Annotated in this window: 11 protein-coding genes; 7 read left to right on the forward strand and 4 right to left on the reverse strand. The window is 72.5% G+C overall.

Annotation, left to right across the window (positions count from 1 at the left end; genetic code table 11):
- The first annotated feature begins 148 nt into the window (after positions 1–148).
- The 3 genes from DTB53_RS01775 to DTB53_RS01785 all read left to right on the forward strand — a co-directional run bounded on the left by DTB53_RS01775 (position 149) and on the right by DTB53_RS01785 (position 5,415).
- On the forward strand, positions 149–1,633 hold the full coding sequence (locus DTB53_RS01775) for a Gfo/Idh/MocA family protein (RefSeq protein WP_012381859.1): 1,485 nt from the start codon (positions 149–151) through the stop codon (positions 1,631–1,633).
- Between the two features lie 156 nt (positions 1,634–1,789).
- Positions 1,790–3,637: an ABC transporter transmembrane domain-containing protein gene (locus tag DTB53_RS01780; protein WP_012381858.1), complete on the forward strand. Its 1,848-nt coding sequence runs from the start codon at positions 1,790–1,792 to the stop codon at positions 3,635–3,637.
- Positions 3,634–5,415 carry an ABC transporter ATP-binding protein gene (locus DTB53_RS01785; protein ID WP_003970641.1) on the forward strand — a complete coding sequence of 594 codons (1,782 nt, stop codon included), beginning with the start codon at positions 3,634–3,636 and terminating at the stop codon, positions 5,413–5,415. The genes DTB53_RS01780 and DTB53_RS01785 overlap by 4 nt, the downstream gene beginning before the upstream one ends.
- Before the next feature lie 24 nt (positions 5,416–5,439).
- Here DTB53_RS01785 and DTB53_RS01790 read toward each other — a convergent pair whose 3' ends face one another.
- Entirely contained in the window at positions 5,440–7,008 is a 1,569-nt protein-coding gene (locus tag DTB53_RS01790) for a fused MFS/spermidine synthase (protein ID WP_012381857.1), read from the reverse strand.
- 460 nt (positions 7,009–7,468) lie between these two features.
- Here DTB53_RS01790 and DTB53_RS01795 point away from each other — a divergent pair, with 460 nt between their 5' ends.
- Positions 7,469–8,830, forward strand: a complete 1,362-nt coding sequence (locus DTB53_RS01795; RefSeq protein WP_042497629.1) for an NAD(P)/FAD-dependent oxidoreductase — start codon at positions 7,469–7,471, stop codon at positions 8,828–8,830.
- A gap of 46 nt (positions 8,831–8,876) precedes the next feature.
- Here the strand turns inward: DTB53_RS01795 and DTB53_RS01800 are convergent, their stop codons facing one another.
- Positions 8,877–10,412, reverse strand: a complete 1,536-nt coding sequence (locus tag DTB53_RS01800) for an ATP-dependent DNA ligase (protein ID WP_012381855.1) — start codon at positions 10,410–10,412, stop codon at positions 8,877–8,879.
- Positions 10,413–10,468: 56 nt separating this feature from the next.
- Positions 10,469–11,260 carry a metal-dependent hydrolase gene (locus DTB53_RS01805; RefSeq protein WP_003970637.1) on the reverse strand — a complete coding sequence of 264 codons (792 nt, stop codon included), beginning with the start codon at positions 11,258–11,260 and terminating at the stop codon, positions 10,469–10,471.
- Between the two features lie 138 nt (positions 11,261–11,398).
- Here DTB53_RS01805 and DTB53_RS01810 point away from each other — a divergent pair, with 138 nt between their 5' ends.
- Positions 11,399–13,912, forward strand: coding sequence for a DEAD/DEAH box helicase (locus tag DTB53_RS01810; protein ID WP_030704347.1), 2,514 nt, complete (start codon positions 11,399–11,401; stop codon positions 13,910–13,912).
- A 34-nt stretch (positions 13,913–13,946) separates the two neighbouring features.
- Positions 13,947–14,819: an acyl-CoA thioesterase gene (locus DTB53_RS01815; RefSeq protein ID WP_003970635.1), complete on the forward strand. Its 873-nt coding sequence runs from the start codon at positions 13,947–13,949 to the stop codon at positions 14,817–14,819.
- Between the two features lie 94 nt (positions 14,820–14,913).
- Here the strand turns inward: DTB53_RS01815 and DTB53_RS01820 are convergent, their stop codons facing one another.
- Positions 14,914–15,168: a DUF6011 domain-containing protein gene (locus DTB53_RS01820; protein WP_003970634.1), complete on the reverse strand. Its 255-nt coding sequence runs from the start codon at positions 15,166–15,168 to the stop codon at positions 14,914–14,916.
- 227 nt (positions 15,169–15,395) lie between these two features.
- On the opposite strand from DTB53_RS01820, the gene DTB53_RS01825 reads away from it, so the two are divergent.
- Positions 15,396–16,367: a DUF389 domain-containing protein gene (locus tag DTB53_RS01825; protein ID WP_003970633.1), complete on the forward strand. Its 972-nt coding sequence runs from the start codon at positions 15,396–15,398 to the stop codon at positions 16,365–16,367.
- Positions 16,368–16,385: the final 18 nt, after the last annotated feature.

Raw genomic sequence — 16,385 nt, forward strand, 5'->3', positions numbered from 1 at the left:
GAGGACGAGAGTCCAAATACTTCTCTTGCGCACCATCAGCCTCACCCCCCAGGGTCCTTACCGAGACCCGGTCCCCGCGCTCGTCATCCGTACGGGGACCGGACGCGCTCGCGCACCGTCTGAACCCCCAACCCCACCTGGAGGCTCGATGAACGACGACGCTCGGCCCGCACCGGAACCGCAGGACATGCCCCCGCACAGCGGCGCGGCCGACGAGCCGGCGCGGCAGGATCCCAGCCGCCGTTCGGTGCTGTGGACCACGGCGGGTGTGGCCGGCGCCGGAATCGGCCTCGGCGCTCTGGGGACGGGAAACGCGTCGGCGGCCGAGTCGACCGCACCGCAGGCCCTCTCCGCCGCGGAAGCGGCCGCCGCCGCTCCGGCCCGGCAGGGCCGCACCATGGCGGGCGTCCGCTTCGAGGGACGCTCCACGATCCGGGTCGGCATCGTGGGCCTCGGCAACCGCGGCGGCAGCATGATCGACCTGTTCCTCGCCGTGCCGGGTGTCCAGGTGAAGGCGGTCTGCGACCCGGTCCGGGACAAGGCGGAGAGGGCCGCGGCCAAGGTGACGGCCGCCGGTCAGCCCGCACCCACCGTCTATGCCAAGGGCGAGGACGACTACGAGAACCTCTGCAAGCGCGGGGACCTCGACTTCGTCTACGTGGCGACGCCCTGGGAGCTGCACTTCCCGATGGCGAAGACGGCGATGCTGAACGGGAAGCACGTCGGCGTGGAGTGCCCGATCGCCATGCGGCTGGACGAGCTGTGGCAGTTGGTGGACCTCTCCGAGCGGACCCGACGGCACTGCATGCAGTTGGAGAACTGTTGTTACGGCAGGAACGAGATGCGGGTGCTGCGCATGGCGCACGCGGGTCTCTTCGGCGATCTGCTGCACGGGGCGGGCGCCTACAACCACGATCTGCGCGAGCTGATGTTCGACCCCGACTACTACGAGGGGCCCTGGCGCCGGCTGTGGCACACCCGGCTGCGCGGTGACCTCTACCCCAACCACGGGTTCGGGCCGGTCGCCAACTACATGGACGTCAACCGGGGCGACCGGGCGTCAAGCATCTCGAGCATCGGCACCCCGGCCCTGTCGCTCGCCGAGTACCGGAAGGAGCGCATGCCGGCCGGCGACCCCAGCTGGAAGGAGTCCTACATCGGGGCCGACCGGACGATCAGCCTCGTCCAGACGGCCAAGGGCCGGGTGATCCGGCTGGAGCACGATGTGTCGTCCCCGCACCCGTACTCCCGTATCAACAGCCTCGGCGGTACGCGGGGCGTGTTCGAGGACTACCCGGAGCGCATCTACCTGGAGCCCACGAACACCAACCACCAGTGGGACGACTTCAAGAAGTACGCCGAGTGGGACCACTGGCTCTGGAAGGAGCACGCGAACCCGCCGGGCGGGCACGGCGGCATGGACTACATGATGGTCTTCCGGTTGATGCAGTGCATGCGGCTCGGCCTGGTCCCGGACTTCGACGTGTACGACGCGGCGACCTGGACCGCCCCCGTGCCGCTGAGCCACCTCTCCATCAAGGCCAAGGGCGCTCCGCTGCCGATCCCGGACTTCACCCGGGGCGAGTGGAAGAAGACCCGGTCCGGCGTGGACTCGGAGAAGCCCGCGGAGTGATGTCCCCGGGGTCCCGGGGCTGGGCCCGGGACCCCGCAGGGCGGCGGAGAGGGCCGGAAAACCGGTTGCCCCGGACCGGGACGAACAGGGAACCTTGCACGTCAACCTGTTCTTAGGGGTCCTTCCGGATCTCCGTTTCACAAGCCCTGGGACGTCATGCAGATTCGCGACCTTCCGTATTCGGATCCCGGCGACCCCGATGTCCGTTCAGGCCCTCGTTTCCTCTACTGGCTCGGGCGCAACCAGCTCGGGGGGCAGGTGAAGGCCCTCTGCTGGGGGCTGCTGCACCAACTGGGCATCGCCGGTATGCCGGTCGGCGTGGGTCTCGCCGTCCAGGCCGTCATCGACCGCTCGGGAAGCCGGCTGGCCCTGGCGGGCGGTCTCATCGCGATCCTCGGCATCGTGCTGGCCCTCGGCGACACCATGCTCCACCGCACCGCCGTGACCAACTGGATCACCGCCGCGGCCCGGGTCCAGCAGCTGCTCGCCCGCAAGACCGCGGAGCTGGGATCGGCGCTGACGCGACGGGTCGCGGCCGGTGAGGTCGTCGCCGTCTCGACCGGCGACGTGGAGAAGATCGGCTGGTTCGTCGAGGCGCTCTCCCGTTTCGCGGCCGCCGCCATCGCCCTCGTGGGGGTCTGCGTATGGCTGGCCTTCTACCTCCCGTCCCTCGGTCTGATGGTGGCGCTCGCCATGCCGGTGCTCGCCCTGGCCGTGCTGCCGTTGCTGCCGCGCGCCACCCGGCGCGCCGACGAGCAGCGCGAGAAGGCGGGCAAGGCCACCGAGTTGGCCTCGGACACGGTCGCCGGTCTGCGCGTGCTGCGCGGAATCGGCGGCGAGGAGCTGTTCCTCGGCCGTTACCGCCGCGCCTCCCAGGAGGTGCGCGGGGCAGCCGTGCGCTCGGCGCGGATGTGGGCACTGATCTCGGCGGTGCAGGTGCTGCTGCCGGGAGTCCTGCTGATCTCCCTGGTCTGGTACGGGGCGACGCTGGCCCGGGACGGCCGTATCGAGGTCGGACAGCTGGTCACCGTCTACAGCGCGGTCACCCTGATGCTGTTCCCGCTGCGGCACTTCGAGGAGATCGCGATGGCGTACTCGTTCTCGCGGCCGTCCGCCCAGCGTGCGGTGCGCGTGCTGTCGCTGCGCCGCAGCACCCGGGAGGCCACCGTCGAGGGGTCGGCGCCCTCCGGCGACCTGTACGACCCGGCGACCGGGCTGATGGCCCCCCGGGGGCAGTTCACGGCCGTCGTCTGCGGCGACCCGGACCAGGCGGGCCGGCTGGCCGAACGGCTCGGCGGGCACGCCGAGACCGGCGAGGAGAGCGAGGACGGGGAGGCTCCGGCCACGCCCCCGTCGGTCCTGCTCGGCGGGGTCGCGCTCGACGAGCTCCCGCTGGACGCCGCACGGGCCGCGGTGCTGGTCCAGGACAAGGACCCGGTGCTGCTGTCCGGCACGCTGCGGGAGCTGCTGGACATCCCGTCCTCGGGGCTGGTCACCGCCGAGGCGGCGTTGGAGGCGGCCCAGTGCGGTGACGTGCTGAGCGCCCTGGCGCAGGCCTCTCCCGACAACGGCGGGGACCCGATGCGGACCCGGATCACCGAGCGCGGCCGGTCCCTGTCCGGCGGCCAGCGCCAGCGCCTGGCGCTGGCGCGGTCGCTGGTCACGGACCCGGAGGCGCTGGTACTGGACGAGCCGACCTCCGCGGTCGACTCGCACACCGAGGCGCGGGTCGCCGCCGGGATCGCGAAGCTGCGCCGGGGCCGTACGACGGTGGCGTTCGCCTCGTCCCCGCTGCTGCTCGACGCCGCCGACCGGGTGGTGCTGGTCCACGAGGGCACGGTGGTCGCCGTGGGAGCCCACCGCGACCTGCTGCGCACCGAACCCCGCTACCGGGCGGTCGTCACCCGGGAGACCGACGAGGAGGCGGCCGCCGCGGGCGCGCCGTACGCCGTCGGTGAAGTCCCCGCCATGAACAGCATCCAGGAAATCGAGGAGAGGGCATGATCGGCGTCGCACCCCCGGCGTACGACCCCGCGGCCCCGGAGTCGGCGACGACGCTGCCCGTGGGCACGCCGACGACCGTACGGGGTTACGTACGGAGCCTGCTGCGCCGGCACCGCAGGGCGTTCACCGTCCTGGTCACGGTCAACGCGGTGGCGGTGATCGCCTCGATCACCGGACCGTATCTGCTGGGCGGGCTGGTGGAGGACCTGTCCGCCGGCGTCACCGACCTGCATCTGGAGCGTACGGCCGCGATCTTCGCGGTCGCGCTGGTCATCCAGACGGTGTTCACGCGGTCCATGCGGCTGCGCGGGGCGATGCTGGGCGAGGAGATGCTCGCGGACCTGCGCGAGGACTTCCTCGTACGGTCCGTGGGGCTGCCGCCCGGGGTCCTGGAGCGGGCCGGGACGGGCGATCTGCTGTCCCGGATCACCACGGACATCGACCGGCTGGCGAACGCGATGCGTGAGGCCGTGCCGCAGTTGGCGATCGGCGTCGTGTGGACCTCCCTGCTGATCGGCGCGATGACGGTGACCGCTCCCCCGCTGGCGCTGGCCGTGGTGATCGCGCTGCCGGTGCTGATCGTGGGCTGCCGCTGGTACTTCCGCCGGGCGCCCTCGGCGTACCGCTCGGAGGCCGCCGGTTACGCGGCCGTCGCCGCGATGCTCGCGGAGACGGTGGACGCCGGGCGGACCGTGGAGGCGCACCGCCTCGGCGACCGGCGGGTGGCGCTGTCGGACCGGCGGATCACGGAGTGGACGGCCTGGGAGCGGTACACGCTGTTCCTGCGCTCGGTGCTGTTCCCGGTCATCAACGCGACGTTCGTGACGGTCCTCGGCGCGGTGCTGCTGCTCGGCGGCTGGTTCGTGCTGGAGGGCTGGATCACGGTCGGGCAGCTGACGACGGGGGCGCTGCTGTCGCAGATGCTGGTCGACCCGATCAACCTGATCCTGCGCTGGTACGACGAGCTCCAGGTGGCCCAGGTGTCGCTGGCCCGGCTGGTCGGCGTCCGGGAGATCGAGCCGGACGCGGGCGACGCCGGGGTCGGTCCGGACGGCCGGGACGTACGGGCGGACGACGTCCGGTTCGGGTACCGGGAGGGCGTCGACGTGCTGCACGAGGTGTCGCTCGACGTGGCTCCGGGCACCCGGATCGCCCTGGTGGGCCCCTCGGGCGCGGGCAAGTCCACGCTGGGCCGGCTGCTGGCGGGGATCTACGCGCCGCGCACCGGTGAGGTGACGCTCGGCGGGGCGGAGCTGTCGCGGATGACGGCGGAGCGGGTCCGCGAGCACGTGGCCCTGGTCAACCAGGAGCACCACGTCTTCGTCGGCTCGCTCCGGGACAATCTCCTGCTGGCCCGCGACGGGGCGAAGGACGCGGAGCTGTGGGCGTCGCTGGCCGCGGTCGACGCGGACGGCTGGGCGAAGGCCCTGGAGAAGGGGCTGGACACCGAGGTCGGCTCGGGCGGGTTCGCGCTGACCCCGGCGCAGGCCCAGCAGATCGCGCTGGCCCGGCTCGTGCTGGCCGATCCGCACACGCTGGTGCTGGACGAGGCGACCTCGCTGCTGGACCCGCGGGCCGCCCGTCACCTGGAGCGTTCACTGGCCCGGGTGCTGGAGGGCCGCACGGTGGTGGCGATCGCGCACCGGCTGCACACCGCGCACGACGCGGATGTGATCGCGGTCGTGGAGGACGGCAGGATCAGCGAGCTGGGCAGCCACGACGAGCTGGTGGCGGCGGACGGCGCGTACGCGTCGCTGTGGCGGTCCTGGCACGGGTGAGCCGTCCGGCGGACGGTCCGGTGATCACCGGGCCGTCCGTGTGCGGTCGGGCTGGAGGAGCTGGTCGACGGGGGCGTGGTCGTCGGTGAGGATCCGGGCGTCCCCGGTCCAGTCGGCGAGGTCGTCGCCGGTGGTGATCCTCCAGCCGACGTCCCGGGCGTCCAGGGCCTTCTGGATCGCGGGGGCGTCGAGCGGCCGGTCGGAGGCGACCACCACGAGGTTGCCGCCCACGGTGGACGCCGTGGGGTCCAGCCCGATGTCCGCGGGCTTGCCGAGGAGGGCGACGTGCTCGAAGGTCGCGGCGAGGGTGGCGACCTCGGCGCGGGCGAAGGCCAGCGCGCCGTGGTCGATGAGGTTGGCGACGTACAGCCCGTCCTCGTCGAGCGCCCGGCGGACGTCCTCCAGCGCCTGTGACGTCGTGAGGTGCCACGGGACGCTGACGCCCCCGAAGGCGTCGCCCACGACCAGGTCGTGGCCGCCCTCCTCCAGCCCGCGCAGGCCCAGTCGGCCGTCCTCCACCCGTACGTCGATGCCGGTGGCGGCCGACGGTCCCAGGCCGAACCGGTCGCGGTCGATGCGCACGACTCCGCCGTCGATCTCGGAGACGGTGCTGCGGGTCCCGGGGCGCACGGCCGCGAGGTATCGGGGGAGGGTGAGGCCGCCGCCCCCGATGTGGTGGGCGGTCAGCGGCTCGCCGCCGGGGAAGGACGTGTCGACCACCGACGCGATGGCGCGCACGTACGCGAACTTCAGATGGGTCGGGTCCTCGACGTCGACGTAGGAGTGGCTCAGTCCGTCGAGGACGAGGGTGCGTCCGCCGTCCCGGTCGGGGTCCGTGACGACCTGGGCGCAGTGGTACCGGGTCTCCGCGTCACACCCTCCGGGGGCGAACCCGGTGGCCAGGGAGCCCGCGACGACGGTGGCGAGCGCGACGGCCGCGGCACGCCGCCAACGCCGCGCCCGCCATCCGACGAGGGCGGCCCCGAGGACCAGCAGCGTGCCGAGTCCGATCAGGATGGAGCTGACGGGCAGTCGTGAGACCAGGACGAATCCGGTGAGCACGGTGCCGACGATGGCGCCGAAGGTGCCCACGCCCGACAGCCGCCCGACGACGGTCCCGGTCTCGGTGAGGCTGGTGAGCCGCAGCTTCGTCACGAACGGGGTCACCGCGGAGAGCAGGGCGCCGGGCACCAGCAGGGTCGCGGAGGCGACCAGCAGGAGCAGCGCGGGGGACCACTCGGCGGTGGTACGGAGCAGCAGCGGGGTGAGTGCGACGACCACGCCCGAGACGCCGAGCGCCGGGGCGATGAGCCGGAGCGGGTCGACCTGGTCGGCGACGCGCCCGCCCAGCCAGGAGCCCAGCGCGATGGCGGTGAGGGCGACGCCGATCACCATCGTGCTGGTTTCCAGGGTGAGGCCGAGGTACGGGGCCAGCAGTCGCAGGGCCACGATCTCGACCACCAGGACCGCGGCCGACGATCCGAACACGAGGACCGCGGCGGCGCGTGGGCCCAGCCCGGTGCCGTCGTCGCGGGGCGGATCACCGGCTGCGGGAGAGTCGTCGGTCGCGGGCGAGGAGGGCGAGGTCGTCACCGCTGCATCCTCGCACGGGGCGGGCGGCCGAACTCCCGTCGCTGCAAGGGGTGGAGGGATCGGGGCGGGACCCGGACGCGGCGCCCTGTCCGGCTCCTGACCGATGCGCGCCGCACGGCGATTCGCTTCTGATCGGATCGTTCCTTGTCGCTTCATCCAGGTCGTCCACCAGCGTGGGGAAGCGGCCGGTGCGCAAGGCCGCGCGGATCTCGGCGGAGCCGGAGGGCCACCGTCCGGCGCCGGGGCGAAGCCGGTGACGCCGGCGCTTTCGGCCATCGTCGACGGCGTGCGCGCTATCCCGCTCCACCGCCTCCGTCCGGGGCCGCCGCGTCGGGCAGACCCCGTTTCCACCCCGTCAGGAGGCGGATGGCTGCACGTCCGGTGAGGATGAGGGGTGAATCCCCCGGTATACGGGGCAGGCGAGCGCAGAACCACGCAAGCCCGAGAAGGGACGCAGACCGTGGCACCACCCAGGATTCTCGTCGTCGGCGCCGGCTTCGCAGGCGTCGAGTGCGTACGCCGCCTGGAGCGCAGGCTCGCTCCGGGAGAGGCCCAGATCACGCTCGTCACACCGTTCTCCTACCAGCTCTATCTGCCGCTGCTCCCCCAGGTGGCCTCCGGGGTGCTCACACCGCAGTCCGTCGCGGTGTCGCTGCGCCGCAGCCGCCGCCACCGGACACGGATCGTGCCGGGCGGGGCGATCGGCGTGGACACGCGGGCGAAGGTCTGTGTGATCCGGAAGATCACGGACGAGATCGTGAACGAGCCGTACGACTACATCGTGCTGGCGGCGGGCAGCGTCACCCGGACCTTCGACATCCCGGGGCTGCTGGACAACGCCCGCGGGATGAAGACGCTGGCCGAGGCCGCGTACGTCCGGGACCACGTCATCGCCCAGCTGGATCTGGCGGACGCCAGTCATGACGAGGCCGAGCGGGCCTCGCGGCTCCAGTTCGTGGTGGTCGGCGGCGGTTACGCGGGCACCGAGACGGCCGCCTGCCTCCAGCGCCTCACCACGAGCGCGGTGCGGCACTATCCGCGGCTGGACGCACGGCTGATCAAGTGGCACCTGATCGACATCGCGCCCAAGCTGATGCCGGAGTTGGGCGACAAGCTGGGGCAGGCCGCCCTGGAGGTGCTCCGCAAGCGGAACATCGAGGTGTCGCTCGGGGTCTCCATCGCCAAGGCGGGGCCGGAGGAGGTCACGTTCACCGACGGCCGGGTGCTGCCCTGCCGGACGCTGATCTGGACCGCCGGGGTGGCCGCGAGCCCGCTGATCGCCACGCTCGGCGCGGAGACCGTGCGCGGTCGGCTCGCAGTAACCCCGCAGCTCAGCCTGCCGGGCGCGGACGGGGTGTTCTCGCTCGGGGACGCGGCCGCGGTGCCCGATCTGGCCAAGGGCGACGGGGCGGTCTGCCCGCCCACCGCGCAGCACGCGATGCGCCAGGGCAGGGTGCTGGCGGACAACCTGATCGCCTCGCTGCGCCATCAGCCGCTCCGGGACTACGTGCACAAGGACCTGGGGCTCGTCGTGGACCTCGGCGGGAAGGACGCCGTGTCCAAGCCGCTGGGCATCGAGCTGCGCGGGCTGCCGGCGCAGGCGGTGGCGCGCGGCTACCACTGGTCGGCACTGCGGACGAACGTCGCCAAGACCCGGGTGGCGACGAACTGGATGCTGAACGCGGTCGCCGGCGACGACTTCGTACGGACCGGGTTCCAGTCCCGCAAGCCGGCGACCCTGCGGGACTTCGAGTACACGGACGCCTATCTGACGCCGGAGCAGATCAAGGAGCACACGGCGTCGGCGGTCATCAAGCACTGAGCGCCCGGTCTCCCGGTGAGCGCGCCCCGGACCGCCCGGGGCGCGCTCACCGCTGCCGGGACAGGACCGTCTCCACGGTGTCCGCCTCCCGGGCGGTCTTGTCCTCCCGGTAGCGCAGGACGCGGGCGAACCGGAGGGTGACCCCGGCCGGGTAGCGGGTGGAGCGCTGGAGTCCGTCGTAGGCGATCTCCACGACGAGTTCCGGGCGTACGGTGACGACGTGGCCGTCGTCGTCGGTCGCCAGCTCCCGCAGCCGCGCAGTCTGCCAGTCCAGCAGGGCGTCCGTGAGCCCCTTGAAGGTCTTGCCGAGCATCGCGAACGTGCCGTCGGGCCGGCGGGCGCCGAGGTGCAGGTTGGAGAGTTTGCCGGTGCGCCGGCCGCTGCCCCGCTCGACGGCCAGCACCACCAGGTCCAGGGTGTGCACGGGCTTCACCTTCAGCCAGGACGCGCCCCGGCGGCCCGCGCTGTAGGCGGCGGCCAGGTCCTTCACGACGACTCCCTCGTGACCGCGCTCCAGGGTGGCGGCGAGGAACGCGTCGGCCGCCGCGCGGGCCTCGGGGGCGTCCGGATCGGCGACGACGGTGCGGCGGACCCGCAGGTCGTCGGGGAGCAGCCGGGCCAGGGCCGCGTGCCGGTCGGCGAAGGGCCGGTCGAGGAGATCCTCACCGTCGACGCGGAGGGCGTCGAAGAAGACGGGGACGACCGGCACGTGCGCCGCGGCCCCGGCCACGTCGCGCCGTGAGCCCACCCGGGAGGCGGTCTCCTGGAACGGCCGGGGCCTGCCGTCCTCCCCGAGGGCGATCAGCTCGCCGTCGAGGACGAAGCGGCGGGCGTGGAGCGCGGCGACGGCGGAGACCAGTTCGGGCAGCCGGTCGGTGATGTCGTCGAGGGTCCGGGTGTAGGCGCGGATCCGTTCGCCGTCCCGGTGGACCTGCACCCGGATCCCGTCGAGCTTCTCCTCGACCGCGCAGGGGCCCAGCTTGTCGAGGGCCTCGCCCACCGAGGCGGCGCTGCGCGCGAGCATCGGCTGGACGGGCCGCCCGACGGTGAGGCGGAAGTCGGCCAGGGCTCCGGGGCCGTCGGCGAGGAGGACCGTGGCGACGTCCTGGAGGGACCCGGCGAGCATCACGGCGCGCCGGACGTCGGCGGGCGGTGCTCCGGCGGCGTGGGCCAGGGCGTCGGCGGCGACGGCGTCCAGGGCCCCCTGGCGTACCTCACCGGTGAGCAGGGCCCGCAGGAAGCGCTGCTCGTCGGCGGTGGCGGCGGCGAACAGGGTGCGCAGGCGTTCGCGGCGCCGGGCCTGGGAGCCGGGGCCGGAGGTGGCGGCCAGCGCGGTCAGCTCGGCGTCGACGCCGGTGACGGTGAGCGTGGGGTCACAGGCCGGTTCCACGGGCTCCCCCAGGCTCCGCCACCCCACCCCGATGCGGCCCTGGGGCAGCCGTCCGGCGAGGTAGGGGATGACGACGGGGACGTCCTCGGGTCCGGCGTTCCGGAAGAGGCCGGCGAGGAGCGCCGTCTTGCGGGACCGGGCGGAGGTGGCGGCGACCTCCAGGGACACCTGGGCGAGCTCGGCGAGCAGCATGCTGCCATCGTGCTACGGGGTGGGGCGCGCCGCCCGCCCGCGCGGGCGGCGATCGGTCATATGAAGTTGAGGGCGGCGGCGGCGCCCACTCCCCCGAGGACCATGAAGGCAGGCATCAGCACCTTGTTCTCCACCCAGCTGCCGGCCCGGAACCGCATGAACTTGGGAGGGCCGAGCGGGTACCAGCGCTTGCCGGCGATCGGCAGCGGCCACAGGATCGGGCAGCCCGAGACCGTCAGGGCGTCCCCGATGTCGTGGACCAGGGCTCCGAGCACGATGGGCAGGCCGAGCCACATGTACTCCTGGCCGGGGGCGTCGAAAAGCCAGCCCGCGCCGTTGCCCGGCTGGTCCAGGACGCCGGCGAGGATCCAGGCGCTGGTGGCGCCGAGCAGCCAGACCAGGATGTCGCTGGAGACCCGGGCGGCCCGCCAGAGCAGGCCCTCGACGGCGAGCACCAGATGGACGAAGAGGATCGCGAGGACCGCCCAGCGCCCGCCGGTGACCGCGGCGAACGAGCAGCCGGCACCCATCAGGACGGCGAAGAACCAGGTGTGGGTGAGGGTGCGGTGGCCGCCGGTGCGGCGGGGGTCGGCCTTGCTCTTGGTGGCCTTGTACACGGCGTACGAGAGCTTGTCGGCTATCTCGCAGAGCCCCTTGGAGAGGGGTCCGAAGGCACGCGAGATGGTCGCGGACTTGTGGTCGAGGTCGGGGGCGAGCGCGGCTCCCGCGCAGATCAGCGCCCCGACGACGAGGACGGGCCAGGGCATCGTGTGGCCCGTGGCGGCGGCAGCCGCGCCCACCCCCAGCCAGGCCGCCGCCCCTGACAGAGAGTGTGCCGGTCCCATCATGGTCTTTTCCCGCCCCCAGCGCTTCGGACGCCCATCACCGGTACGGCGCGGGCAGGTTGAGACCGCAGCGTATCGCCCGTGATCTTCGTACCGTCCGCCGGTTCCCTCATCCGGGCCGAAGACAGGCAAGATGGGGGCGTGACCCTCATCGACCAGCTGCCCAAGACACCCGACCCGGACGCCCTCTTCGAGGCCTTCTCGTCATGGACCGAGACCCAGGGCATCACCCTCTATCCGGCTCAGGAGGAGGCGCTGATCGAGGTGGTCTCCGGGGCGAACGTGATCCTTTCCACCCCGACCGGCTCCGGAAAGAGCCTGGTGGCGGCAGCCGCGCACTTCACGGCGCTGGCGCAGGACAAGGTCACCTTCTACACGGCGCCGATCAAGGCGCTGGTGTCGGAGAAGTTCTTCGACCTGTGCAAGCTCTTCGGCACCGAGAACGTCGGCATGCTCACCGGCGACGCCTCGGTCAACGCGGACGCCCCGGTGATCTGCTGCACGGCCGAGGTGCTGGCCTCCATCGCGCTGCGCGACGGCAAGTACGCCGACATCGGCCAGGTCGTGATGGACGAGTTCCACTTCTACGCGGAGCCGGACCGCGGCTGGGCGTGGCAGATCCCGCTGCTGGAGCTGCCGCAGGCCCAGTTCGTGCTGATGTCGGCCACGCTCGGCGACGTCTCGATGTTCGAGAAGGACCTGACCCGGCGCACCGGGCGGCCCACCTCCGTGGTGCGCTCCGCGACCCGTCCGGTGCCGCTCAGCTACGAGTACCGCTTCACGCCGATCACCGAGACGCTGACCGAGCTGCTGGACACCCGGCAGTCCCCGGTCTACATCGTGCACTTCACGCAGGCGGCGGCCGTCGAGCGGGCGCAGTCGCTGATGAGCATCAACATGTGCACGAAGGAGGAGAAGGAGAAGATCGCCGACATGATCGGCGGCTTCCGCTTCACCACCAAGTTCGGCCAGAACCTCTCCCGCTATGTGCGCCACGGCATCGGGGTGCACCACGCGGGGATGCTGCCGAAGTACCGCCGTCTGGTGGAGAAGCTGGCCCAGGCGGGTCTGCTGAAGGTGATCTGCGGGACGGACACGCTCGGTGTCGGCGTCAACGTGCCGATCCGTACGGTGCTGTTCACGGCGCTCACCAAGTACGACGGCACCCGGGTGAGGACCTTGCGGGCGCGGGAGTTCCACCAGATCGCGGGCCGGGCAGGGCGGGCCGGGTTCGACACGGCGGGCTTCGTGGTGGCGCAGGCCCCCGAGCACGTCATCGAGAACGAGAAGGCCGTCAAGAAGGCGGGCGACGACCCGAAGAAGAAGCGCAAGGTGGTCCGCAAGAAGGCCCCGGAGGGCTTCGTCGCCTGGTCGGAGACGACCTTCGACAAGCTGATCACCTCGGATCCCGAACCGCTGAACTCGCGCTTCAAGGTCACGCACACCATGCTGCTCGCGGTCATCGCCCGGCCCGGCAACGCGTTCGAGGCGATGCGGCATCTGCTGGAGGACAACCACGAGCCGCGCCGGGCGCAGCTGCGCCACATCCGGCGGGCCATCGCCATCTACCGCTCGCTGCTGGACGGTGGGGTGGTGGAGCGGTTGGAGACGCCGGACGCCGAGGGGCGGATCGTGCGTCTGACCGTCGACCTCCAGCAGGACTTCGCGCTGAACCAGCCGCTGTCGACGTTCGCGCTGGCCGCGTTCGACCTGCTGGACGCCGACTCGCCCTCGTACGCGCTGGACATGGTCTCGGTCGTCGAGTCGACGCTGGACGATCCCCGGCAGATCCTGGCCGCCCAGCAGAACAAGGCGCGCGGCGAGGCCGTGGGGCAGATGAAGGCGGACGGGGTCGAGTACGAGGAGCGGATGGAGCGGCTCCAGGAGGTCACGTACCCGAAGCCGCTGAGCGAGCTGCTGTGGCACGCCTACGACGTGTACCGCACGAGTCACCCGTGGGTGAACGACCATCCGGTGTCGCCGAAGTCGGTGATCCGGGACATGTACGAACGCGCCATGACCTTCACGGAGTTCACCTCGCACTACGAGCTGGCCCGGACCGAGGGCATCGTGCTGCGGTATCTGGCGAGCGCGTACAAGGCGCTGGAGCACACGATCCCGGACGACGTGAAGTCGGAGGATCTCCAGGACCTGATCTCCTGGCTGGGCGAGATGGTGCGCCAGGTGGACTCCAGTCTGCTGGACGAGTGGGAACAGCTGGCCAACCCGGAGGTGGAGACCGCCGAGCAGGCCCAGGAGAAGGCGGACGAGGTCAAGCCGGTCACGGCGAACGCCCGCGCCTTCCGGGTGCTGGTGCGCAACGCGATGTTCCGCCGGGTGGAGCTGGCCGCGCTGGACCGCGTACGGGACCTGGGCGAGCTGGACGGTGACTCCGGGTGGGACGAGGACGCGTGGGGCGAGGCCCTGGACGCGTACTGGGACGCGCACGAGGAGATCGGGACCGGTCCGGACGCGCGGGGCCCGAAGCTGCTGAAGATCGAGGAGGACCCGGCGCACGGACTGTGGCGGGTCTGGCAGGCGTTCGCCGATCCGGCGGGCGATCACGACTGGGGCATCAAGGCCGAGGTGGATCTCGCGGCGTCCGACGAGGAGGGCCGGGCGGTCGTCCGGGTCACCGAGGTCGGCCAGCTGTGATCCGGACCCTGACGCGCAACGGGAGAGGTACGGCATGACGAATCCGGCCGAGCGCTTGGTCGATCTTCTCGACCTGGAGCGGATCGAGGTCGACATCTTCCGCGGCCGCAGTCCCGAGGAGTCCCTGCAACGGGTCTTCGGCGGGCAGGTCGCGGGCCAGGCACTGGTGGCGGCGGGCCGGACCACCGACGGGGACCGGCCGGTGCACTCGCTGCACGCCTACTTCCTGCGTCCGGGCCGCCCCGGGGTGCCGATCGTGTACCAGGTGGAGCGGGTGCGGGACGGCCGGTCGTTCACCACCCGCCGGGTGACGGCGGTCCAGCAGGGCCGGACGATCTTCAACCTGACGGCGTCGTTCCACCGCCCCGAGGAGGCGGGCTTCGAGCACCAGCTGCCGCCGGCCCGGATCGTCCCGGACCCGGAGGAGCTGCCGACGGTGGCCGAGGAGGTGCGCGAGCACCTGGGCGTGCTGCCGGAGGCGCTGGAGCGGATGGCCCGCCGCCAGCCCTTCGACATCCGTTACGTCGACCGGCTGCGCTGGACGAAGGACGAGGTCAGGGACGCCGATCCGCGCAGCGCGGTGTGGATGCGGGCGGTGGGCCCGCTGGGCGACGACCCGCTGGTGCACACCTGCGCGCTGACGTACGCGAGCGATATGACGCTGCTGGACGCGGTGCGCATTCCGGTGGAACCGCTCTGGGGCCCGCGCGGCTTCGACATGGCGTCCCTGGACCACGCCATGTGGTTCCACCGGCCGTTCCGGGCGGACGAGTGGTTCCTGTACGACCAGGAGTCGCCGATCGCGACGGGCGGGCGGGGCCTGGCGCGGGGCCGGATCTACGACCGTTCGGGGCAGCTGCTGGTGTCGGTGGTGCAGGAGGGGCTGTTCCGGCGGCTGGAGGGATAGCGCTGCCCGGAGGGGTGGCACCGCTCGGAGGGGGGCGCGCTCGGAGGGGTGGCACCGCTCGGAGGGGGCGCGCTCGGAGGGGTGGCCCCGCCGCTCACGTGCCCGGCAGCGGGTCCTGGTCGACCTCGTGGCGACGGGTGCGGATGTCCGGCGGCGCCGGGTGCAGCTTGGCGTCGCAGGAGGGGCCGAGGCCGGCCCGCCGCGAGTCGCTCCCGGTGAGGGGCCGGCCGCAGAGGCGGCAGCGGACGAGGCGGCGGCCCCGGTGCTGCTCGCCGTCGGCGGCCGGGTCCTGGGCGGCGGCGCCGGCGGCTCCGGGCAGTGGTTCGGGAAGGGCGTCGGGAGTCTCCACACGCCGATCCTGCCAGTACGGCGCGGCGGTCACCCGCGAGGGCCGGTGCGACTCGGGGGGGGGAAGGCCGTCCTTGGGCGGGCGGTGCCGCCCGGCCGGCGGAGCAGCTCGCGGGTGTGCCGCCCGGTTTGCCGAACGGGTCCGGGGCCGCGTTACTGGAGGGAGCCCCCGGGCCGCCGGCCGGGCAGGGCTCCGTGCGTCGGGGCCGGGAGCCGCGGAGGTACCGGATGGACCTGATCCACATCCGCGCGGTGAGCCCGCCGGACCTGACCGACGAGGTCGTTCGCCTGCTCTCGGACGATCCGTGCGTGCTCAACCTCATCGTGCGGCGCGACGCCGCGCGCCGTCCCGACGGCGACGCCATCGCCTGCGACGTGCTGACGGGGGCGGCCAACGACGTGCTGCACCGGCTGCGCGCCGTCCGGCTGGACCGGCGTGGGTCCCTGGTCATCGAGCCGGTCGACATGGCCTTCCCCGGCGCCGCGGCCGAAGAGGGGCAGCGCGAGCTGGGGCGGCTGAGCCGGGCCCCGGTCTGGGAGCAGGTCGAGGCGCGCATCAGGTCCGGCGGGCGCTACCCTCCGAGCTTCTTCCTCTATCTGGTGGTCGCCGGGCTGATCGGTTCGGTCGGCATCGTCACCAACTCGCAGATCCTGATCGTGGCGGCGATGGTCGTCGGACCGGAGTACGGCGCCATCGTCAGCGTGGCGCTGGGGATCGACCGGGGACATCGGGCCATGGTGCGCGGCGGGCTGGCCGCCCTGGGCTCCGGTTTCCTCGTGACCATCGTCGTCACCTTCCTCTTCGCGCTCCTCATCCGCGGTTTCGGGTTGCAGTCGGAGGCCTTCGACCGGGGTCTGCGTCCCGTCTCCAACCTCATCAACACGCCGAACTTCTTCTCGGTCGCCGTCGCGACCCTGGCCGGGATCGTCGGGATCGTGTCGCTGACCGAAGCCCGGAGCAGCGCTCTGCTCGGCGTGTTCATCTCCGTGACGACGATCCCGGCCGCGGCGGACATCGCCGTCTCCACGGCGTTCACCAGCTGGTCCGACGTGTGGGGCTCGGCCGTCCAGCTCGTGGTGAACATCCTGGTGCTGATCGCGGTGGGCACGGCCGCGCTCAAGGCCCAGCGGGCGATCTGGCGGCGGGTCGGTCTCCGGCGTGACCGCGACCGTGCCCGCGGGCTCGCCGAAGAGGCCTGACGCACTCCGGAAGGGAGC

Origin of the sequence: Streptomyces griseus, assembly GCF_900460065.1 — a bacterium.
Taxonomy (GTDB): Bacteria; Actinomycetota; Actinomycetes; order Streptomycetales; family Streptomycetaceae; genus Streptomyces; species Streptomyces griseus.

Bases quoted from the DNA above. Each gene is read 5' to 3' on its own strand.
- DTB53_RS01775 (WP_012381859.1), top strand. From the start codon at position 149: ATGAACGACGACGCTCGGCCCGCACCGGAACCGCAGGACATGCCCCCG.
- DTB53_RS01780 (WP_012381858.1), top strand. From the start codon at position 1,790: ATGCAGATTCGCGACCTTCCGTATTCGGATCCCGGCGACCCCGATGTC.
- DTB53_RS01785 (WP_003970641.1), top strand. From the start codon at position 3,634: ATGATCGGCGTCGCACCCCCGGCGTACGACCCCGCGGCCCCGGAGTCG.
- DTB53_RS01800 (WP_012381855.1), bottom strand. From the start codon at position 10,412: ATGCTGCTCGCCGAGCTCGCCCAGGTGTCCCTGGAGGTCGCCGCCACC.
- DTB53_RS01805 (WP_003970637.1), bottom strand. From the start codon at position 11,260: ATGATGGGACCGGCACACTCTCTGTCAGGGGCGGCGGCCTGGCTGGGG.
- DTB53_RS01815 (WP_003970635.1), top strand. From the start codon at position 13,947: ATGACGAATCCGGCCGAGCGCTTGGTCGATCTTCTCGACCTGGAGCGG.
- DTB53_RS01825 (WP_003970633.1), top strand. From the start codon at position 15,396: ATGGACCTGATCCACATCCGCGCGGTGAGCCCGCCGGACCTGACCGAC.